We start from the raw sequence: 19,213 nt of genomic DNA, 5'->3' as shown, positions 1-19,213 counted from the left end.
CCTTATGCCGGCATGATCTTGCAGAGCGTGGCTTTGGTTTCCTGCATCTGCGTGACAGAGTCATAGCCGTAGGTCTGCGCCGTGTTAGTGGATTCCCCAAGCACGATGGGATCCGCGCCTTCGGGGTAGCGGGACCGCAGGTCTTCGCCTTGGAAATGGCCGCCAAAGTGGAACGGCATGAAGGCTACGCCCTCGCCGACCCGTTCGGTAACCATCGCCATCACTTTGACCTTGCCGCCTTCGGGACCTTCGACCCAGCACATCGCACCATCACGCACACCAAGGTTGTTGGCATCGCGCGTGTTGATCTCGATGAACATGTCCTGCTGAAGCTCCGCAAGCCATGGGTTCGACCGGGTTTCATCCCCGCCACCCTCGTATTCCACCAGTCGCCCGGAGGTGAGGATGATCGGGTAGTCCTTTGAAAAGTCCTGCTTCTGGATCGACGCGTACATGGTCGGCAGACGGTAGAACTTGCGGTCTTCGTAGGTCGGGTAGTCTTCGACCAGATCGCGCCGGTTGGTGTACAAAGGTTCGCGGTGAACCGGAACCGGGTCCGGGAAGGTCCAGACCACGGTCCGCGCCTTGGCGTTGCCGTAAGGCGCGCAGCCGTGCTTGATCGCCACCCGCTGGATGCCGCCCGACAGGTCGGTCTTCCAGTTGACGCCGCCAGCCTTGGCGTTGAAATCCGACGGGAACGGAGACATGGACTGTTCGCCCACTTCCTCTGCCGCACCTTGCGTGCCATCGCCCTCGGACAGGCCGTTCGGCTCGGCCGATGGATCACCTTCCATGGCTTCTGCCATCTGGATTCCGGCCACTGTCGCGATGGAGCGTTTCTCCTCCTCGGTCAGGTCGCCGTCCCAGCCCAGATCCACCAGCATCTGATAGGTGAATTCAGGGTACCCGTCCTGGATATCCGCACCGGGGTTGGACACGCCTTCCGCCAGAAGGTTTTCACCGTTGCGTTCAACACCGTAGCGCGCACGGAACGGCAAGCCGCCGTCCTTCACAGGCAGGTTGATGTTGTACAGGTTGGGCGAACCGGGATGCTTGATATCAGCGGTGCCCCAGCACGGCCACGGCAGACCATAGTAGTCCCCGTCCGCAGGCCCACCCTGCGCGCGCAGTGTCGTGCGGTCAAAGGTGTGCTGGTTCGCCATGTGCGTCTTCAGCCGTTCCGGCGTTTGCCCGGTGTATCCGACGGTCCACATGCCACGGTTGAACTCGCGAGTCGTGTCCTCGATATTCGGGGTCACGCCGTCGTCCTCGATGGCAATATTGCGGAACATACGGTCATGGAAACCGAACTTCTTCGCAAAGCGACCGATGATTTCGTGATCCGTCTTTGACTCAAAGATCGGGTCGACAACTTTCTGACGCCATTGGATCGACCGGTTAGAGGCTGTGACAGACCCTTCGGTTTCGAACTGTGTGCAAGCCGGCAAAAGGTAGACACCATCAGTGCGCTCGTGCAACACGGCGGAAACGGTGGGATACGGGTCGATCACGACCAGCATGTCCAGCATCTCCATCGCCTTCTTCATCTCGACCATACGGGTCTGAGAGTTCGGCGCGTGACCCCAAAGCACCATGGCACGAACCTTGTTCGGCTGATCCATGTTCTCCGCGTCTTCAAGAACACCGTCGATCCAGCGCGACACCGGGATACCGGTTTCGTACATCAGATCCTTGTCCTTGCCGTCGGCGCCCTTCATCTTGGTGAACTGAGCGTTCAGCCAGTCGAAGTCTTCGCCCCAGACGCGGGTCCAGTGCTGCCATGAGCCCTTTGACAGGCCATAGTATCCCGGCAGTGTGTGGGACAGGACGCCAAGATCCGTCGCACCCTGCACGTTGTCGTGGCCACGGAAAATGTTGGTGCCGCCACCCTCGGTGCCCATGTTCCCCAGAGCAAGCTGAAGGATGCAATACGCGCGGGTGTTGTTGTTGCCGGTGGTGTGCTGCGTGCCACCCATGCACCAGATCACAGTGCCGGGACGGTTGTTTGCCAGAGTCCGCGCCACGCGTTCCAGCTGGGAGCCGGGAACGCCGGTGACCCGCTCGGTCTCCTCGGGGTTCCACTTGGCGACTTCTTCGCGGATCTGGTCCATGCCCCAGACACGGGTGCGGATGAACTCTTTGTCCTCCCACTCATTCTCGAAGATATGCCACAGCAGGCCCCAGACCAGCGCCACATCCGAACCGGGACGCATCCGCACGAACTCGTCTGCGTGCGCGGCAGTCCGCGTAAAGCGTGGGTCGCAGACGATCAGCGGCGCGTTGTTCTGCTCCTTCGCCTTCAGCACGTGCTGGAGCGACACCGGGTGCGCTTCGGCGGGGTTGCCCCCGATGATGAAGATCGCGCGGCTGTTGTGGATGTCATTGTAGCTGTTGGTCATGGCGCCGTAGCCCCATGTGTTCGCAACACCCGCAACGGTGGTCGAGTGACAGATCCGCGCCTGGTGGTCGACGTTGTTCGTGCCCCAGTAACCCGCGAACTTCCGGAAGAGATACGCCTGTTCGTTGTTATGCTTGGCCGAACCGAGCCAGTAGACCGAATCCGGGCCGCTTTCCTCGCGGATCGACATCATCTGGTCGCCGATCTCGTTGATAGCCTCTTCCCAAGAGACACGAACCCATTCCCCGGCGACTTTCTTCATCGGGTACTTCAGGCGGCGTTCGCCGTGGGCGTGCTCGCGCACCGATGCGCCCTTTGCGCAGTGAGCGCCAAGGTTGAACGGGCTGTCCCAGCCGGGTTCCTGTCCGGTCCAGACGCCATTTTGCACTTCGGCAATCACGGTGCAGCCCACAGAACAGTGGGTGCAGACGGATTTCTTGATCTCTGTGTTGCCACTGGCCGCTGTCGCTGCGCTGGCCTGCTGAACGGTTCCGCCTGTGGCGGCAATCGCGGCCAAGCCGCCAATCGCCAGGCCAGACCCACGGAGGAACCCGCGGCGGTCAACCGAGGTCTTTGCAACCTCGGACAGGATCGAAGTCCGCTGGGGGCGTCGCGCAACCCCGTTGGTCTTTTTCCTAAGCATGTGTCTCTCTCCCTTGCGCGCTTCGGGCGTCACGCCCTTGCTTGCTTGGTTGGCTCAATGACGTCGGGCAGTCGGGCCTCACGCAACCAGTCGCCTCTCGTCGGTTGGCAGGTCCGCCGGGCGGCGGGCGCTGAAGTCTTTTATCCAGCCCTCAGAAACGAGCGCTGGCATAATACGCACGTGTGTGCGCGGTGTCCTGCATCGTGTTCGATGACAGATCGGGTTCTGCGGCCTGTGCCTCGGTGCCGCTTGTGGCAACAGCCACGGCAGCAGCGGGGGCAGCGGTGCCGGCCAATTTCAGGAAATCGCGGCGCGTGGCCTGTTTTTCTGACATGGTTTTCTCCCTTTGGGGATTGCGCCATCTGGGATCGCGCAGTCGGATTCCGGCACGTTTGCATGCCGCTCGTTTGGCCGGGCTGTCCCGACCGGTTCAAAACTCAGCTGAGGCGGAACGCCTCTGTCTCGACCTCCATGAAGGCCTGACCGATGCGGCCGACCGGCGCGTAGAATACTGACCCCTTGGCCCCTTCGAGATCGTTAAAGAAATGCCCCGCCCAGGGAGCGATGTGCTTGTTGAAAAAGTCGCGTTGCTGACCCAGGTCCGCAGGCGTGCCGAAGCGGCCGACGATCAACGCGCCCATCATTTCCATCAAGGAGGCAATGTTATCCTCCGGCTCGAACACGGTTTCAGCGCGAGCCAACCCCTGCCGCGTCATATCCTGGCGCAGCGCCGCAAGTGGTTTTTCATTCAAAAAACCAGTCATGTAATAGGATGCATAGGGCAGCAGCTCGCCGCGTCCCAGACCAATGAACAGCGCATTGTATTCAGCGGTGACTGTCTTCGGCTTCGTGACTTTCGCCATTTTGGCCAGCGTGGTGATCCCCTGCCCCAAGGGCGTGTCGTCGCCCGACAGAGACGCCGTTTGCGCCAGAAGCATCTCATCGGGCGGGTTCGACAGGATCAGGCCCAGAAAGTTATAAAGGTCCGCGCGCAGGCGGTCTTCTTCGGCAATGGTGGCGGCGGGTGCAGCAGTCATGTGCGTCCTTCCATGTCATCGAAACGGAACCGCATCCGGCGCGCGGTGACGGGCAGCGGCGGTTCTTCGATATCTGTCTCGTAGGCGAAATGATCTGGCGCTGTGTCTTCAGCGTTGGGCTCAGCCGTGGCAAGCTGCGTCGGCGGATCGGGCAATTCGTCATCGTACCCTTGCGATCCCTCGGGCGCATCCGCGTCGTCGGACGGATCATCGAGCTTCGCCAAAGCGTCCTGCGCCCGGGCCTCCGCCGCACGCGCGGCCTCCTCGGCCTTGTCGAACATGCCCTTTCCGACCTGATAGACAGTCTGCATGTTTTCAATGACGGTTGCAGAGTCGGTGTAATCCTCGCCGTACTCCAACAGCCCATCCAGGTTCGCCAAAACCGGGTTCAGCCGCCAAAGACGCCGCAGCGCGCGGGTTTTCAGCCGTTGCGGCAGCGTTGACTTCAGGAACGCCTGCACCTGCTCTGCGCTGGCCAGCGCCTCCGGCTCCGGCATACCGGCCTCTGCCAAAAGGTCGTCATCCGAGCGCTCGGCCAACGCCTGCTCCTGCGCGGCTTCGACAGCGGCCACCTGCGCCGCCTCTTCGGCCCGGGCCTCTTCGACGACGCCGGCGCGACGGCGTCCCCAGAAACTGCGGCTCATTGGATCCGCCTCCGCTTTTGCGCGGGCGACGCGTAGATGTCAGCCGCCTTGTCGACGCGTGGATCGCCGACACCGTCCTGCACCAGATCGACCCGCTGCCGATCCCGTTTGCGCTTGATGAACACCTCTTCCTCGTAGAATTCCTCGACGAAGGAGCGAACCCACGCGATCAGGCCGTGCGGCATAGGCACCTTTTCAACCAGCTCCTCGCCGCTGTCGGTGTAATCCTGCGCTTCATACGGCGAGGCCGTGACCCGGAGCACCTCATAGGGCCACTCGCCCTCGGCTGCGCGCATCACAACGTAAAGACTGGGAATTTCCGAACTCAACCCGCTCAAGTAGGCTTCTGCCTCTGCGCCATGCAGCTCCAGGACCGGCGTGTCGGCGTGGTATTCCACAGCCTCACCCTCGCGGCGCAGCTCCCTCCACGACGCAGGGCCGGCACCGGGCAGAACGGCGACCACGTTCCAGGCCCATTTCGCCCAACGGGTAACACCGGGCGTCCGTCTCAGGACGACCCCCACCCGCATTGTGCGATAGGCCTTCGGGTTTTTGATCACGGCGGTCCTCCCTGTGAGCTGACCGTGGCGCAGGATCTCCGGCGGCGAAAGCAATTTCGCACACCACGGCACACCGAACCCGATTTCGGGCCACTTTGACCGGACAATACAGCCACCTAGGGCCATTTCGGACAATCTGTCCAACCCGACTTTTTCGCTCAGAAAAAGGGCGGTTTGCGAATCGCAGAATCAGTCGCCCTGTCGGGACATCGGACAGCGGGATTTCGGCCGTACCCACGGATCGGAAAGCGGTTGTGACCCCCCTCGAATCATGTGTAGCTAGCCCGAATATCGCGCGCTCCGGACCCCGGCAGAGGCCGATCTGACAGGGAGAATATTCGTGGCTAAAACCTTGATAACATGCGATTGTCTCGGCACCTACGACCTGGATGCCGATGGCCTGTCGCAGGCCAGTGGACTCGACGTGCGCGCCCCCTGCTCGGCGCTCTGCACCCGAGAGATCGACCTCGCGGCAGAGGCGTTGACCTCGGGGGATGTGATTTTCTCCTGCACCCAGGAAGAGGCCACCTTCACCGCTCTGGCAGACGAATTGGGCCTCGCCCCGCCCGCCCTGCTCGACCTGCGGGACCGGGCGGGATGGTCCGATGATGGCGCCACAAAACTACCCAAAATGTCCGCCTTGCTGGCAGAGGCGCAGCTGCCCGCCGCGCCGGAAAAGACGTTCGACATACTTTCCGAAGGCATGTGCCTGATCCTTGGCTCGCCGGACGTGGCTCTCGCCGCAGCCGACCAGCTCAAGGATCACCTGGGTCTTACCGTCCTGCTGCCCGATGGATCAGAGGTGCCCGACACCCGTGCCTTCGACGTCATCACCGGGACTCTACGCCGCGCCAGTGGCGCGCTTGGCCGGTTCGAGGTGGTCATCGACGCCCTGCGCATGGTTGATCCCGCCGGGCGTGGCCCGCTGACCCTGACAGACCCGCGTGACGGCGGCACTGCCACCTGTGACATCCTGCTGGATCTGCGCGGAGAAAGCCCCCTCTTTCCGGCCCATGAAAAGCGCGATGGCTACCTGCGCGCCGATCCCGGAAACACCGGCGCGGTGACGGCGGCGCTGCTGGCCGCTTCGCATCTGACCGGCACCTTTGAAAAGACGATGCATGTGCGCACCGAAGCGCTATTGTGTGCCCATTCGCGTGCGGAGCAAGTCGGCTGCACGCGGTGTCTCGACCTGTGCCCCACGGGCGCGATCACCCCGGATGGCGAGCACGTCTCTGTCGATCCGGCCATTTGTGCGGGCTGCGGCGCGTGCTCAGCGGCCTGCCCATCCGGTGCAATCAGCTTTGACGCGCCGCCGGTCGATCTGGTGATGCAGCGGGTGCAGACCCTGGCCAAAGCCTACCTCGACGCGGGCGGCACCGCACCGCGCCTTCTGGTCCATGACGCGCACGGCGCCGAGATGATCCGCCTATCGGCCCGCCACGGACGAGGTCTCCCCGCCGATGTGATCCCGATGGAACTGCCAAAGGTTGGCGTCTTTGGCCATGCAGAGATGGTGGCCGGGCTGGCGGCTGGTTTTGCCTCCGTGTCGCTGCTTCCGGACCGCGCCGCAGACCTTGACGCCATCACCGCGCAGGCCCAGCTGGCACGCGCCATCGGTGGCGCCGAAACGGTCCAGATCATCGACACGCCCGACCCGGACGCACTGAGCGACGCGCTGTTTGATGAAACTGTTCCCGCTCCGGTGGCCACCCCCGTGCGTCCTTTGGGCACCCGTCGCCAGATCACCAGACAAGCGGCCCGAGCCTTGACTGATGCGCCGGTCCTGCCGTTGCCCGAAGGCGCCCCCTACGGTGCCGTGTTGGTCGATGACAGCGCCTGCACCCTGTGCCTGTCATGCGTGTCGCTGTGCCCCTCAGGTGCGTTGGGCGACAACCCCGACCGGCCAGAGCTGCGCTTTCAGGAAGATGCCTGCCTGCAGTGCGGGATCTGCGCCACCGCCTGCCCGGAAAATGCCATTACGCTGGAACCGCGTCTGGATCTGACGCCACAGGCCCTGACACAGCGCGTGCTCAAGGAAGAGGAACCGTTCCCCTGCGTCGAATGCGGCGCGCTCTTTGGGGTGAAATCCACGGTCGAACGCATCACGGCCAAGTTGGAGGGGCATTCCATGTTCGGCGGGGAAAAGTTGCGCATGATCCAGATGTGCGACGACTGCCGCGTGAACGCGCAGGTACACTCCGAAAACAACCCCTTTACCGGGGCCGAGCGGCCGCGCCCACGCACCACCGATGATTATCTCTCAAAGCGGCGCGACCATTGATCCTACTGGCTTTGCAAGGGGGCGCCCAGATCGGCGGGAGCCAGCCCACCAACATAAGCCAGCACGGCCTCCACCTCCTCCAGCGTCATTTGGATGGGGGAGATGGGGCTGGGGCGCGCCGCGTCAAAGGGCGGCGTCACCTCGTCGATCTGGGTAAAGGCCGGGTGCGGGTTCAATGCATAAAACCCGATAAACCGCGCTTGCCAATCTGCAAAGCCGCGCAGCAGCGCGAAACTGGGGGTGGAGCCGATGTCGGTCAGCCGCGTGTCTTCATCGACGGCGTGACAGCGCGCGCATTTCAGACGCGACACCTGCAATCCCAGCGCCGGGTCGCCCACCAGATCAACCTCGGCCACGGGCTGCGCGACCTTTGGCGGAGGCCTGAAGACTGCAGTTCCACCAGGCGCATAAGACAAAATCGTATCGCGCCCGATCTCACCGGCCAGCCAACCGGCAAAGCGGTCCGTCCAGCCACCGGGCTGCGTCACTTGGAACGCCCAAACCTGACCGGCCCCCTCAAAGACCGGCGTGCCCACGTCGCCCAGAACCACTTGAGCCTGCGCCGGATCATCGACCAACTGCACCGCGATCTGCGTCTTCAGCTTGAACCGCGGCAGGATGTAGGACATCACCCCTGTTTCCACCAAAGCTGGTGGGGCGAACAACAAGACCTGTCTTTCCTGTGCCGCGACCTTGAAGGGCAGCACCGCAAGGGCCAGTATCAACAACCAGATGCGCATGGCAGCCAGCCTATTCGCCGCCAACCCCATGCGTCAACGTCCACAGGAGTCTCCTCATGAGCGAAGAATTCAATATGTCCATGCGCAAGTTCCTCAAGCAGGTCGGCGTGACCTCGCAGCAGGCCATCGAAGACGCCATGCGCAATGCCGACACCGCTGGCCAGACTTACGCCGTCAAGGCCACCATCACCATTCCCGAGCTTGGCCTGACGCATGACGTCACGGGCGAGATCAAGGGTCAGGAGTAATCCATTGGCAACCCGTGAAGACGTTCTAGACATCCTGAAAACAATTGACGCCCCACAGGGTGGCGACATTGTGGCCGCTGGTGTGGTGCGCGCCCTTGGCGTGGCCGACAGCGGCGTGCGCTTTGTGCTCGAAGTGCCGCCTGGGCAGACCGAAGCCTGGGAGCCGATCAAGGCCAAGGCCGAAGCGGCGCTGGCCAAGGCAGGCGTGGGAACGGTCAACATCGCGCTGACCGCCGACGCCCCGCCCCCCGGACTGGGTGCCAAAAAGGAAAAGCCGAAGCCTCAGGGCCCGCAAAAGGTGCCGGGCGTGGATCACATCATCGCCATCGCCTCGGGCAAGGGTGGCGTGGGCAAATCCACGGTATCCGCCAACCTCGCCTGTGCCTTGGCCGCAATGGGCCGCCGTGTGGGCCTGCTGGATGCCGATGTATACGGCCCGTCGCAGCCGCGCATGCTTGGCGTGTCAGGGCGTCCCGCATCCCCGGATGGGAAGACCATTCTGCCGCTTCGCAACCACGGCGTCACCATGATGTCCATGGGCCTGATGACCAACGAAGGTCAGGCCGTCGCATGGCGCGGTCCGATGCTGATGGGGGCTTTGCAGCAAATGCTGATGCAGGTGCAGTGGGGCGCGCTTGACGTGCTCATCATCGACCTGCCGCCGGGCACCGGCGACGTGCAGATGACGCTGGCCCAAAAGACCGAGGTCGACGGCTCCATCGTGGTCTCCACGCCACAAGACGTGGCACTGCTGGATGCGCGCAAGGGCATCGACATGTTCCGCCAGATGAATGTGCCGCTGCTGGGCATGATCGAAAACATGTCCACGCACATCTGCACCAACTGCGGGCATGAGGAACATTTGTTCGGCCACGGTGGCGTCGCGGCAGAGGCTGCCAAGCTCGGAGTGCCGCTGCTGGCAGAAATTCCGCTGGATCTGCAAATCCGTCTTGCGTCGGATGGTGGCGCGCCCATCGTGGTCAGCCAGCCCGACAGCCCGCAGGCGCAGGCCTTCATGAAAGTGGCGCAGGCGCTGGTGGATCAGGGCGTCGCATGAGCAATCTGGCCTTTCCTCCGGCGATGTATGGCGAGGCGGTCTCTGGCGATCCGGCAGAGACCGCCATCATGCGCGCCATCCAAGGGGTCGATGCCGGGCTGGTGACGCACCGGATTGCCGCGGATCAGGTGGGGGCGGCCATTGTCATGACGCCGGAGGTGCCTCTGGCCAAAGCCATGACCATGATGCCGCTGTGTGGTGTCGGATTTCAGAACGCGCTTGGCGCGCTCGCTCCGCCAGAGGTGTCCGTGCATCTGGAATGGGGCGGCGCGATCCGGGTGAACGGGGCGCGCTGCGGACGGCTGCGGGTCTTTGCCTCGGACACCGACCCCGCTGCGGTGCCGGACTGGATCGTCGTGGGATGGGATCTGGCATTGCTGCCACTTGACTCGGAAACCGGCAATGACCCCGACCGCACCGCGCTATATGCCGAGGGCTGCGCCGATGTGGACCCGGCCACGCTGGTCGAAGCATGGGCACGGCACAGCCTGCTCTGGATCGCCCGCTGGGAAGACGAAGGCCCCCGCCCGCTCAACGCCGAATGGCGCGGGCTGGTGCATGGGGTCGGCGAAGACATCACGCAGAACGCCCACAGCGGCACATTCCTTGGCGTCGACGAGGACTTTGGCATGTTGATCCGCGACAACATCGACACACATCTGGTGCCGCTGACCACCCTTTTGGAGGACACACCGTGAAACTGGCCCGCGCCATACATTTCGACGAAAGCGACACCTTCGTCTTTGCCAAACCTGCGCGCACCGGCGAATGGTGCATCACTGGCGGCTTCGAGTTTTCCGATTGGACCGAGGACGACCTGACCGGCAAGCAACGTCAGGCTTTTGCCAACGGCTGGCTTGGGCTGGAAACCGGCGGGCGCGTGACATTTGTCGCCGTGACCAGCATCGAAGCTGCGGAGCTGGCAACGCTGGAGGTCACGCTGGCCGAGCATTTCGTCACCTACTACGGTGCGCCGTCGGTCGATGCCGCCCGCCCCGTCGCGCGTGAGGAGCTCTTCCACATGGCCGACCTGTGCGAAGAACATGATCCCAACACGCTGTTGACCGTCGCGCGCGAACTCGCAGACGGTGGCGTGCGCGAGGTGTTTCGCGTGATCGAGGCACCGGAGGCAGAGCTTGACCAGCTTGCCGTTCACATGACGCCGGACGAGTGACGCGGCTGGCGCGAACGCGGCATCGGCTGGTGGGTTCGATCCGGGTCCGCCTGCTGTTCCTCGCGCTTGCGCCGCTGGTGCTGCTGACGCCACTTTTGCTGCTGCTGGGCGCGACACGTTGGTCCGCCGACTACGACAAGGTTTTGATCGCCAACGTCGATTCGGACTTACGCATCGCTGAACAATATTTGTCGCGCATCCTGTCCACCACCGGCGACGAGCTGACCGGCGTGGCGGAATCCGTTGAGTTTGCCGAGGCGATGACCGCGCCACCAAGGGCCCGCGAAAGCTTCTTTGATGCCAAGCGGCGCGCACTCGGTCTGGATTTCCTCTACTTTGCACCTCAGGAACAAGCCGCAGCCGATTGGCCGGTGATCGCTCGCGCGAAAACGGGCCAGCCCGCCACCGCCATCGACATCTTTTCTGCCGAGCAGCTCTACAGCCTTGATCCCAGCCTCGCCTCGCGGGCGCGTGTTCCGCTGATCGACACACGTGCCGCCGTGCCCACCGACCGCACCGTCGAGGACCGAGGCATGGTGGTCCATTCCGCCGCTCCCGTCCGGTCAGACAACGCCAATGGCGTGCTGGTCGGCGGCATCCTGTTGAACAGAAACCTGCAATTCATCGACACCATCAACGCGCTGGTCTACCTGAACGCCGTCACCGGCGGCAACCGTCAGGGCACCGCGACCCTGTTCCTCGACGACGTCCGCGTGTCCACAAACGTGCGCTTGTTCGAGGACGTCCGCGCGCTTGGCACCCGCGTGTCCGCCGAGGTCCGTCAAGAGGTTCTGGACGAGGGGCGCACCTGGCTCGACCGTGCGTTTGTGGTGAACGACTGGTATATCTCCGGCTACCTCCCCCTGCGTGACAGCTTTGGCGACCCGGTCGGGATGCTCTACGTCGGCTTTCTGGAGGCCCCCTTTGCCGCCGCCAAACACCGCGCGATCATCACCATGCTGGCCGCCTTTGCCGGGATCGTCGCGCTGTCCGCGCCACTTTTCCTATGGCTGGCCAAGGGGATCTTTGCGCCGCTGGAACGCATGACCCAGACCATGCAGCGCGTCGGTGAGGGCGATCTGTCTGCCCGCAACGGCGCGGTGCGGGCGTCCAATGAAATCGGGCAAGTGGCTGGCCACCTCGACGATCTGCTCGATCAGGTGCAAGACCGCGACAACCGCCTGCGCGCCTACGCCTCTGATCTGACCACCCGGGTCGAAGAACGCACGGCCGAGCTGCAAGAAGCCAACGCCAAGCTCGAAGACACATGGCGGCAACTGGTGATGAGCGAAAAGCTCGCGTCCATCGGGGAAATCACCGCAGGTGTCGCCCATGAGATCAACAACCCTGTCGCCGTGATTCAGGGCAATCTCGACGTGCTGCGTGACAGCCTGGGCGACCGCGCCACCGATGTCGCCACCGAAATCGAGCTGATCGACGCCCAGGTCGTGCGCATCAACGCAATCGTCGGCAAGCTGCTGCAATTTGCGCGCCCCAACGATTTTGCCGCCACAACCGCGCTGGATCTCGCGCCAGTGGTCACGGACTGCCTGGTCCTTGTGGGGCACGTGCTGTCGCGGTCGGGCATCGACGTGCTGACCGATCTGCCCGAGGTGCCTCAAGTGGTTATGGGCAGGGGCGAGATGCAGCAGGTTGTCATCAACCTGATTGTCAATGCCGCCCAAGCGATGGGGGAATCCGGACAGCTACACCTTTCACTGGCCGAAGCCGAAAGGCACGGGGCTGCTGGCGTCGCTCTGATCGTTTCTGACACGGGACCCGGCATTCCCGAATCGTTGCTCGACACGGTCTTTGACCCGTTCTTCACCACCAAGCAGGCAGAAGGGACCGGTCTGGGGCTGTCGATCTCGCAAACTCTGGTGCAGCGCGCCGGTGGACGCATCAGCTATCGCAACCGCCCCGAGGGGGGCGCCGAATTCACCGTCTGGCTCCCGGTCGCGGGCTAGGATACTCACGTCGCAGGAGGAGCGCCACATGCTGGGATACATCACCGCCGAGGGGCGCGGCGCGGGCGACGTGCTGCTGGCCGACATCGCCGACACTCTGCGCGCCCAGGGTCTGTCGCTCGCCGGGGCCGTGCAGGTGAACCGCGACACCGATCCCGCCCGCAAATGCGACATGGACCTGCATATCCTGTCCGGCAAGGACGTGATCCGCATCAGCCAGAACCTTGGCACACTCTCGAGCGGCTGCCGGTTGGACCCTGCGGGGCTGGAACAGGCGGTGGGCCTTGTCACTGCAGCATTGGACCATGCCCCTTCCCTGCTGATCGTGAACAAATACGGCAAACAAGAGATCGACGGCCGCGGCTTCCGCCCCGTGATTGGCGAGGCGCTGATGCGCGACATACCCGTCCTGCTGTCGGTCAACGCCGGGAACGAGGCGGCCTTCCTCGACTTTGCCGGCGAGCTTGCCCAGCAAGTGCCGGCCACGCGGGACGGCATCCTGAGCTGGGTCAGCACGCAGGCGATGGCCGCCTGATACTCAGGTAAACAGTCCCTTGTAATCCTCGCGCAGGGCGTTCTTTTGCACCTTGCCCATGGTGTTGCGCGGCAGCTCTGGCAGCGTGATGAACCGCCGGGGATGTTTGAACTTCGCCAGGCTGTCGGTGCAGGCCTGCATCAGGGCGGCCTCCTGAGGCGTCTCGCCTTTTTGCGGCACGATCACGGCGACAACGGTTTCGCCGAAATCGGGATGCGGCACGCCGATCACCGCACTTTCCATCACCCCGGGGCAGTCGTCCAAAACCAGCTCTATCTCCTTGGGGTAAATGTTGTAGCCCCCTGAGATGATCAGATCCTTGTTGCGCCCGACGATCGTGACGTAATCATCCGGCCCTTGGGTCGCCAGATCGCCGGTGATAAAGAACCCGTCATCGCGAAGTTCAGCGGCGGTCTTTTCCGGCATCTGCCAATAGCCCTTGAACACGTTGTCGCCCCGCACCTCCAGCACGCCGACCTCGCCGCGCGGCAGTGTCTCTCCGGTTTCGGGATCGCAGACCTTGGCCTCGACCCCCGGCAGTGGCAGACCGACAGTGCCCGCGCGACGTTCGCCATCATAAGGGTTCGACGTGCTCATGTTCGTCTCAGTCATCCCATAGCGTTCAAGGATGCGGTGCCCGGTGCGGTCCTCGAACCGCTGATGCGTTTCCGCCAGCAAAGGCGCGGAGCCTGAGATGAACAACCGCATACCCTTGGTCAAGTCGCGGTTGAAACGCGGATCGTCCAGCAAACGCGTGTAAAATGTCGGCACGCCCATCATGGCCGTTGCCTTGGGCAGCATGGCTATCATCGCGTCCTGATCGAACTTCGGCAAAAAGATCATCGACCCACCCGCCAAAAGCGTGATGTTCGACGCCACGAACAGCCCATGCGTGTGAAAGATCGGCAGCGCGTGCAGCAGCACGTCGTCAGCCGTGAATTTCCAGTAGTCCGCCAACATGTCCGAATTGGACAAAAGATTGCGCTGGGTCAGCATTGCGCCTTTCGACCGCCCGGTCGTCCCGGAGGTATACAGGAACGCGGCCAGATCATCCTCGCTGCGCGCCACGGTGTCGAATTTCTCTGGCTGGTCTGCGGCGGCCTCGGTCAGCGTACCCGAGCCATCGCCCGCCAGCGTCATCAGCGTCGCCCCCAGGCGTTCGACCATGGGGCGCAGATCGTCAGCCTTGGCCGGGTCCCCTACCACCAGCTTTGCGCCGGAATTCTCCACGAAATAGGACAGCTCATCGCGGGTGTATGCCGGGTTCAGCGGCAAGAAAATCACCCCCGCCTGCACACATGCAGCGTAAAGCGCCAGCGCCTCCGGCGACTTGTCCACCTGCGCGGCCAGCCTGTCGCCCGGTTGGAGCCCCGCGCCCACCAGCACGTGCGCCAACTGCGCGGCCTGTCCCACGAACTGCGCATGGGTCAGGGTCTCCCCCGACATCAGATGCAGAAAGGGCGTGTCTTGGTCTGCGTGTTTGCCAAAGAGACGGTCGTAAAGCGGGTTCATGGGCTGGGGTCCTTTCGGGTCGTCTGGGACGCAGACGCAAGGCTACGCACCTCAGAGGAGGTCACAATCTCGCGGCTGTCTGCGTATTTCTCGTGGTTTTGCGACACGCGCTGCAGGTCGTACAGGTAGTTCACCATGACGCCAAGCGACTGTTTCTGCCCTTTTTCAGAAGTATCCGCCCCCGCGTGCAACGCATGGACCTGCGCGCCGTTGCCAAGGTGGAACCGCGCCACCGGGTCCAACGGTTGGCCATCCCCACGCTTGCCGCGCGTCAGATAGCGTGCCGCAAGCCGCCGCAACTGCGTATCATCACCGGCATCCGGCTCTAGCCCCTCCGCCTCAAGCCAGCGGGCAAAACCCGGCAAGGGCGACAGCGTGACAAACGACTTCAATCCCGGCAGCGCCATGGACAGGTCCGCAGCCACCTGTTTGATCAGCGAATTGCCAAAAGAGATCCCCGCCAATCCCGCCTGACAGTTTGAGATCGAGTAGAATACAGCCGTATCCGCCTGCTCGGCGGTCAGGGGTGCGCGCTCTTCGGCCAGAACGCCCTGCACAGATTTGGGAATGCCACGGGTCAGCGCGACCTCCACAAAAATCAGCGGCTCATCCGGCATCGCCGGGTGGAAATAGGCAAAGCACCGTCGATCCGCCGGCTGCAACCGTCGCCGCAGATCGTCCCAGCTGTCGATCGTGTGGACCGCTTCATAGGCGATGATCTTGTCAAGGATATGCGCCGGGCTTTCCCAATTGATCGGGCGCAGCACCAGAAAGCCCCGGTTGAACCAACTGACAAAAAGGTGCCGGAAATCCACGTCCAGCGCCATCAGCGCCTCATCCTCACGTCCCAGCCGCAGCAAATCCGCCCGCATCCGCACCAGTTGCCGCGTCGCACCGGGCACCATGTTCAGGCGGCGCAGCAGCTCTTGGCGCGGGGGTTCCGCCACAGTGGCAAGATGGCGGTAACTGGCCTTGTCCCGGGTTGCCTCATAGGCGTCGAGCGCCGCCCGCACCTCCGTCACGTCCAGATCCATATCCGCCGCAAGGTGATGAAAGAACCCCAACTTCTGCGCGTCCTCCCAACCGGCGTAGCGGTCGATGATCTGCCGCGCGACGGATTGGCCGCTCACCTCGCCCGTGGCGCTGACCAGATCTGCGGTCAGATCCTCGATCCTGCGCCCGTCCTGCCGGGCCAGCCCGAACCGATAGCGGTTCTCGAACACAGTGGACAAAAGGTCCGCAAACAAGCTCATGCCAGCGCCTCCTTGGTTAACAACTATCTGGCGAAGCAACGCGACGAAGACAAGGCCGCCCGCACCGAAGAGACCCAGGGGCGCGCACATATCCTCGCCTTTTACCTCGGGAGGGGGTTGCCACGCGCCCCCGAGTCGTGCCTACTATGACGAATAGCATTCCACATAGTGGAACTATAAGGGAGGAAGACATGAAACTTTTGAGAACAGCCGCCTTGTGCGGGCTGATGGCTGCGGCGTCCGTGGCCTCGGCTGAGACGACTCTGATCCTTGGGGAGGCCGGACCAAACCGTGGCGCACGCGCTGCCGCGATGAATTGGTTTGCGGACAAGGCAACAGAAGTCTCCGGCGGCGATTTGCAGTTCGACATTCAATGGGGCGGTGCCCTGTTCAAGGCCGGCGCGGCCCTCAACGGCATCGCCGATGGCGTGGCCGATCTCGGCACGATCATCTCCGTCTATTTCCCGCAGGAAATGGTGGCCTATGGCATCGCGGACCTGCCGCTGCAAAACGATGATGCCTGGGTCGGCATGAAAGCCACCGACGAGTTGATGCGCACCAATGAAAGCATCAAGGCCAACCTCGCGGACATGAATCTGGTTTATATCGGCACCTTCACCACCTCGGCTGTCCACATCGGCTGCAAGGGTGCGGCGATCCGCACCGTGGATGACATCGAAGGGTTGAAGGTCCGCGGCGTCGGCGCATATGGCGACACGTTCAAGGACATGGGCGCGAACATGGTGCCGATGTCGGTCTATGACGCCTATCAGGGTCTCGACAGCGGTCTGCTGGATTGTTCGCAGGGCTACAGCTACGCCACCGCCGCGCTGAAGCAGCACGAAGTCATCGACAGCTACACTCTGCTGAATTGGGGACAGGTTGGCGCGCTTGGCATCCTGATGAACAAGGACATGTACGACAGCCTGTCCGAAGACGAACAGGCCGCTCTGATGGAAGCGGGCGAAGGCATGGCCGACGAATTGGGCCGCCTGATCACCGCCGACAATGACAAGGCCATCGAGACGATGAAAGCCGCGGGCGTCGAGATCATCACCCTGCCCGATGCCGACCGTGAAAAGCTGGTCGAAGGTGGCGCTCCCTACGTCGAAGCATGGATCGAGCGCGCCAATGGCGTCGGCCTCGACGGTCAGGCGATGCTGGACGAGTACAAGGCATTGCTCGCGAAATACGCCGCTGAGCGTGACGAGCAGGGTTATCCCTGGACACGCTGACCGCGTCATATCCCTTGGCCGGTCCTGCATCGGGACCGGCCCTTTCCCCTTCATAAGAAGACAGGTGTCACCATGCTGCGCCGGGTCGAGCGTCTGCTCATCGATCTTTCTATTTGCGCCGTTCTGGGCCTTGGGCTCGTCATTACGGCCAACGTCCTGCTGCGGGCGCTGTTCAACTCGGGACTGCCTGACAGCACCGTCATCGTGGCCGAACTGATGGTGGCCGCGGTGGTCCTGCCGCTGGCCGCCACCACCGCCAGCCGGTCGCATATTGCCGTGGAATTTGTCACCAACCGGATGCCACCCCGCGTGGCCGATGGTCTGATTGTCTTTGGCTCTCTGTTCGGGATGCTGGCGCTGGCACCCCTGATCTGGGCAGGTGGGCGCGAAGCGCTCGGGGCCATCGAAAAGAGCTCCTTCTTCTTTGGCGAGCTTCATTTGCCAAAATGGCCCGGTCGGGTGATTTTTCTTGTCGGCATGGTGATCGCGTGGCTGCGGCTGGCCGTCATGGTCGTCACTGACATTCGCACGTTGAAATCAGGGGGACGTCTGACTGACGATCACCCGAAGGAGGCTGTCTGATGGACGGAACCCTCGTCGGCCTTGTGGCCTTTGCCTCCCTTTTGTTGTTGCTGGGACTGCGGGTGCCCATTGCCTTTGCGCTGGCCGCTGTGGCGACCATTGGCACCTTCGTGATGTTCGCGTTCCGCACCGGGGCTTTCACCCCGGACCGCGCGATCCGCCCGACCTCCTCGCTCGTCTTTTCGAACTCCTTCGACCTGATTCACAGCTATGATTTGTCTATGATCCCGCTGTTTGTGGCGCTGGGTCACATCGCCTACAAGGCGGACATTACGACGAAAATCTACCACGCCGCCCGCGTCTGGCTGGCCTCTATCCCCGGCGGTGTGGCCATGGCATCGGTCGTCGGCTGCGGCGGGTTTTCCGCCATCACCGGGTCGTCGATCGCCTGCGCGTCGACCATGGGCCGCATCTGCGCCCCGGAAATGCTGCGCATGGGCTACGACAAACGGCTAGCCACCGCATCCGTCGCGGCGGGCGGCACCCTGGGGTCGCTGATCCCCCCGTCGGTTCTGTTCATCATCTACGGCATCTTCACCGAAACCTCGATCTCCTCACTGTTCCTTGCGGGGATCCTGCCGGGGCTGATCTCTCTGGCCGGCTTTCTGCTGGTGATCTGGCTTTGGGTGCGCCGCGACCCGGCTGCCGCCCCTGCCTTTGACGGGCAGATCACCGGGCGCGAACGCATGCAGGCCGCGCTCGACGCATGGCCCGCGGTTCTGCTGTTCGTCATCATCGTCGGCGGCATCTACGGCGGCGTCTTCACTGCGACCGAGGCCGCAGCGGTCTGCGTCTCCGCCGCGCTGCTGATCGGCTTTGCGCAGCGCAAGCTGACCATCCGCGCCGTCATCGACGCCCTGCGCGAAACCGTGATCCAGACGACTTCGATCTTTGTCATCGCGGCGGGGGCCAAGATCTTTGTCGCCTTCATCGCGCTGACCGGCGTGGCGGGCGACATCGTCGGCGCGGTGCAGGACGCCAACCTGAATGTCGTGGTCTTGATGCTCGCCATCGCGCTGATCTATCTGGCGCTTGGCATGTTTCTCGACCCCATCGGGATCATGGTGCTGACCCTGCCGCTGCTCGTTCCGCTGGTCGAAGGTTACGGACTGGACCTGATCTGGTTCGGCGTCGTGGTCATCAAACTGCTTGAGATCGGGTTGATCACACCGCCCGTGGGCCTGAACGTTTTTGTCATCGCATCCGTTGTGGGCAAAGAAGTCCCGATTGACCGGATCTTCTCTGGCATCGGGCGGTTCTTGTCGGTGGACGTGATCGTGCTGGCCCTCATCATGGCCTTCCCGGTATTGTCCCTGCTGATCCCGAATTCGATGTGAGTGCCGC

Annotated in this window: 18 protein-coding genes; 10 read left to right on the top strand and 8 right to left on the bottom strand. The window is 63.1% G+C overall.

The features are described 5' to 3' along the window. Positions 1–2 precede the first annotated feature (2 nt). The 5 genes from GGQ68_RS18435 to GGQ68_RS18415 form a co-directional block, all read right to left on the bottom strand. Positions 3–3,041 carry a formate dehydrogenase subunit alpha gene (locus GGQ68_RS18435; RefSeq protein WP_183968599.1) on the bottom strand — a complete coding sequence of 1,013 codons (3,039 nt, stop codon included), beginning with the start codon at positions 3,039–3,041 and terminating at the stop codon, positions 3–5. A gap of 151 nt (positions 3,042–3,192) precedes the next feature. Next, a complete protein-coding gene (locus GGQ68_RS18430) occupies positions 3,193–3,375 on the bottom strand; it encodes a twin-arginine translocation signal domain-containing protein (RefSeq protein ID WP_183968597.1) in 183 nt (60 codons plus the stop codon). A gap of 103 nt (positions 3,376–3,478) precedes the next feature. Further along, positions 3,479–4,078 carry a TorD/DmsD family molecular chaperone gene (locus tag GGQ68_RS18425; protein WP_183968595.1) on the bottom strand — a complete coding sequence of 200 codons (600 nt, stop codon included), beginning with the start codon at positions 4,076–4,078 and terminating at the stop codon, positions 3,479–3,481. Then, positions 4,075–4,722: a DUF3306 domain-containing protein gene (locus GGQ68_RS18420; RefSeq protein ID WP_183968593.1), complete on the bottom strand. Its 648-nt coding sequence runs from the start codon at positions 4,720–4,722 to the stop codon at positions 4,075–4,077. Before GGQ68_RS18420 ends, GGQ68_RS18425 begins: the two co-directional genes overlap by 4 nt. After that, complete coding sequence (locus GGQ68_RS18415) at positions 4,719–5,252, bottom strand: DUF3305 domain-containing protein (protein ID WP_183968746.1); 534 nt, start codon at positions 5,250–5,252, stop codon at positions 4,719–4,721. Before GGQ68_RS18415 ends, GGQ68_RS18420 begins: the two co-directional genes overlap by 4 nt. Before the next feature lie 370 nt (positions 5,253–5,622). On the opposite strand from GGQ68_RS18415, the gene GGQ68_RS18410 reads away from it, so the two are divergent. Beyond that, the gene (locus GGQ68_RS18410) at positions 5,623–7,566 is read left to right on the top strand and encodes a 4Fe-4S binding protein (RefSeq protein WP_183968591.1); all 1,944 of its coding nucleotides are present in this window, start codon (positions 5,623–5,625) and stop codon (positions 7,564–7,566) included. 2 nt (positions 7,567–7,568) lie between these two features. On the opposite strand, the gene GGQ68_RS18405 is transcribed toward GGQ68_RS18410, so the two are convergent. After that, positions 7,569–8,306, bottom strand: a complete 738-nt coding sequence (locus GGQ68_RS18405) for a cytochrome c family protein (protein WP_246429425.1) — start codon at positions 8,304–8,306, stop codon at positions 7,569–7,571. A gap of 56 nt (positions 8,307–8,362) precedes the next feature. Here GGQ68_RS18405 and GGQ68_RS18400 point away from each other — a divergent pair, with 56 nt between their 5' ends. Genes GGQ68_RS18400 through GGQ68_RS18375 form a run of 6 tightly spaced genes read left to right on the top strand, consistent with a single transcriptional unit; the run spans position 8,363 to position 13,287 of the window. Beyond that, complete coding sequence (locus GGQ68_RS18400; RefSeq protein WP_183968587.1) at positions 8,363–8,554, top strand: DUF6494 family protein; 192 nt, start codon at positions 8,363–8,365, stop codon at positions 8,552–8,554. Further along, complete coding sequence (locus tag GGQ68_RS18395; RefSeq protein ID WP_183968585.1) at positions 8,520–9,611, top strand: Mrp/NBP35 family ATP-binding protein; 1,092 nt, start codon at positions 8,520–8,522, stop codon at positions 9,609–9,611. The genes GGQ68_RS18400 and GGQ68_RS18395 overlap by 35 nt, the downstream gene beginning before the upstream one ends. Continuing rightward, positions 9,608–10,309 carry a biotin/lipoate--protein ligase family protein gene (locus tag GGQ68_RS24410; protein WP_183968583.1) on the top strand — a complete coding sequence of 234 codons (702 nt, stop codon included), beginning with the start codon at positions 9,608–9,610 and terminating at the stop codon, positions 10,307–10,309. The genes GGQ68_RS18395 and GGQ68_RS24410 overlap by 4 nt, the downstream gene beginning before the upstream one ends. Continuing rightward, positions 10,306–10,785 carry a DUF6505 family protein gene (locus tag GGQ68_RS18385; protein ID WP_183968581.1) on the top strand — a complete coding sequence of 160 codons (480 nt, stop codon included), beginning with the start codon at positions 10,306–10,308 and terminating at the stop codon, positions 10,783–10,785. Before GGQ68_RS24410 ends, GGQ68_RS18385 begins: the two co-directional genes overlap by 4 nt. A 29-nt stretch (positions 10,786–10,814) precedes the next feature. Next, positions 10,815–12,752, top strand: coding sequence for a cache domain-containing protein (locus GGQ68_RS18380; protein ID WP_183968744.1), 1,938 nt, complete (start codon positions 10,815–10,817; stop codon positions 12,750–12,752). A gap of 28 nt (positions 12,753–12,780) precedes the next feature. Further along, a complete protein-coding gene (locus tag GGQ68_RS18375; RefSeq protein WP_183968579.1) occupies positions 12,781–13,287 on the top strand; it encodes a DUF2478 domain-containing protein in 507 nt (168 codons plus the stop codon). 3 nt (positions 13,288–13,290) lie between these two features. Here GGQ68_RS18375 and GGQ68_RS18370 read toward each other — a convergent pair whose 3' ends face one another. Together GGQ68_RS18370 and GGQ68_RS18365 are read right to left on the bottom strand one after the other, a co-directional pair. Next, complete coding sequence (locus tag GGQ68_RS18370; RefSeq protein WP_183968577.1) at positions 13,291–14,799, bottom strand: malonate--CoA ligase; 1,509 nt, start codon at positions 14,797–14,799, stop codon at positions 13,291–13,293. After that, on the bottom strand, positions 14,796–16,052 hold the full coding sequence (locus tag GGQ68_RS18365; RefSeq protein WP_183968575.1) for a malonyl-CoA decarboxylase: 1,257 nt from the start codon (positions 16,050–16,052) through the stop codon (positions 14,796–14,798). Before GGQ68_RS18365 ends, GGQ68_RS18370 begins: the two co-directional genes overlap by 4 nt. Before the next feature lie 191 nt (positions 16,053–16,243). Here GGQ68_RS18365 and GGQ68_RS18360 point away from each other — a divergent pair, with 191 nt between their 5' ends. From GGQ68_RS18360 to GGQ68_RS18350, 3 genes are all read left to right on the top strand, one after another. Further along, positions 16,244–17,287 carry a C4-dicarboxylate TRAP transporter substrate-binding protein gene (locus GGQ68_RS18360; protein ID WP_183968574.1) on the top strand — a complete coding sequence of 348 codons (1,044 nt, stop codon included), beginning with the start codon at positions 16,244–16,246 and terminating at the stop codon, positions 17,285–17,287. 72 nt (positions 17,288–17,359) lie between these two features. After that, positions 17,360–17,869 (top strand): TRAP transporter small permease, encoded by a 510-nt coding sequence (locus GGQ68_RS18355; protein WP_183968572.1) that lies wholly within the window; start codon positions 17,360–17,362, stop codon positions 17,867–17,869. Then, positions 17,869–19,206 carry a TRAP transporter large permease gene (locus GGQ68_RS18350; protein ID WP_183968570.1) on the top strand — a complete coding sequence of 446 codons (1,338 nt, stop codon included), beginning with the start codon at positions 17,869–17,871 and terminating at the stop codon, positions 19,204–19,206. The genes GGQ68_RS18355 and GGQ68_RS18350 overlap by 1 nt, the downstream gene beginning before the upstream one ends. Positions 19,207–19,213 lie beyond the last annotated feature (7 nt).

The sequence above is a fragment of the Sagittula marina genome (genome assembly GCF_014196795.1).
Lineage (GTDB): Bacteria > Pseudomonadota > Alphaproteobacteria > Rhodobacterales > Rhodobacteraceae > Sagittula > Sagittula marina.
This window is presented reverse-complemented; position numbering and strand designations above follow the sequence as displayed.

Bases quoted from the DNA above. Each gene is read 5' to 3' on its own strand.
- GGQ68_RS18435 (WP_183968599.1), bottom strand. From the start codon at position 3,041: ATGCTTAGGAAAAAGACCAACGGGGTTGCGCGACGCCCCCAGCGGACT.
- GGQ68_RS18425 (WP_183968595.1), bottom strand. From the start codon at position 4,078: ATGACTGCTGCACCCGCCGCCACCATTGCCGAAGAAGACCGCCTGCGC.
- GGQ68_RS18365 (WP_183968575.1), bottom strand. From the start codon at position 16,052: ATGAGCTTGTTTGCGGACCTTTTGTCCACTGTGTTCGAGAACCGCTAT.
- GGQ68_RS18355 (WP_183968572.1), top strand. From the start codon at position 17,360: ATGCTGCGCCGGGTCGAGCGTCTGCTCATCGATCTTTCTATTTGCGCC.
- GGQ68_RS18395 (WP_183968585.1), top strand. From the start codon at position 8,520: ATGACGTCACGGGCGAGATCAAGGGTCAGGAGTAATCCATTGGCAACC.
- GGQ68_RS18430 (WP_183968597.1), bottom strand. From the start codon at position 3,375: ATGTCAGAAAAACAGGCCACGCGCCGCGATTTCCTGAAATTGGCCGGC.
- GGQ68_RS18375 (WP_183968579.1), top strand. From the start codon at position 12,781: ATGCTGGGATACATCACCGCCGAGGGGCGCGGCGCGGGCGACGTGCTG.
- GGQ68_RS24410 (WP_183968583.1), top strand. From the start codon at position 9,608: ATGAGCAATCTGGCCTTTCCTCCGGCGATGTATGGCGAGGCGGTCTCT.
- GGQ68_RS18400 (WP_183968587.1), top strand. From the start codon at position 8,363: ATGAGCGAAGAATTCAATATGTCCATGCGCAAGTTCCTCAAGCAGGTC.
- GGQ68_RS18420 (WP_183968593.1), bottom strand. From the start codon at position 4,722: ATGAGCCGCAGTTTCTGGGGACGCCGTCGCGCCGGCGTCGTCGAAGAG.
- GGQ68_RS18415 (WP_183968746.1), bottom strand. From the start codon at position 5,252: ATGCGGGTGGGGGTCGTCCTGAGACGGACGCCCGGTGTTACCCGTTGG.
- GGQ68_RS18370 (WP_183968577.1), bottom strand. From the start codon at position 14,799: ATGAACCCGCTTTACGACCGTCTCTTTGGCAAACACGCAGACCAAGAC.
- GGQ68_RS18360 (WP_183968574.1), top strand. From the start codon at position 16,244: ATGAAACTTTTGAGAACAGCCGCCTTGTGCGGGCTGATGGCTGCGGCG.
- GGQ68_RS18405 (WP_246429425.1), bottom strand. From the start codon at position 8,306: ATGCGCATCTGGTTGTTGATACTGGCCCTTGCGGTGCTGCCCTTCAAG.
- GGQ68_RS18350 (WP_183968570.1), top strand. From the start codon at position 17,869: ATGGACGGAACCCTCGTCGGCCTTGTGGCCTTTGCCTCCCTTTTGTTG.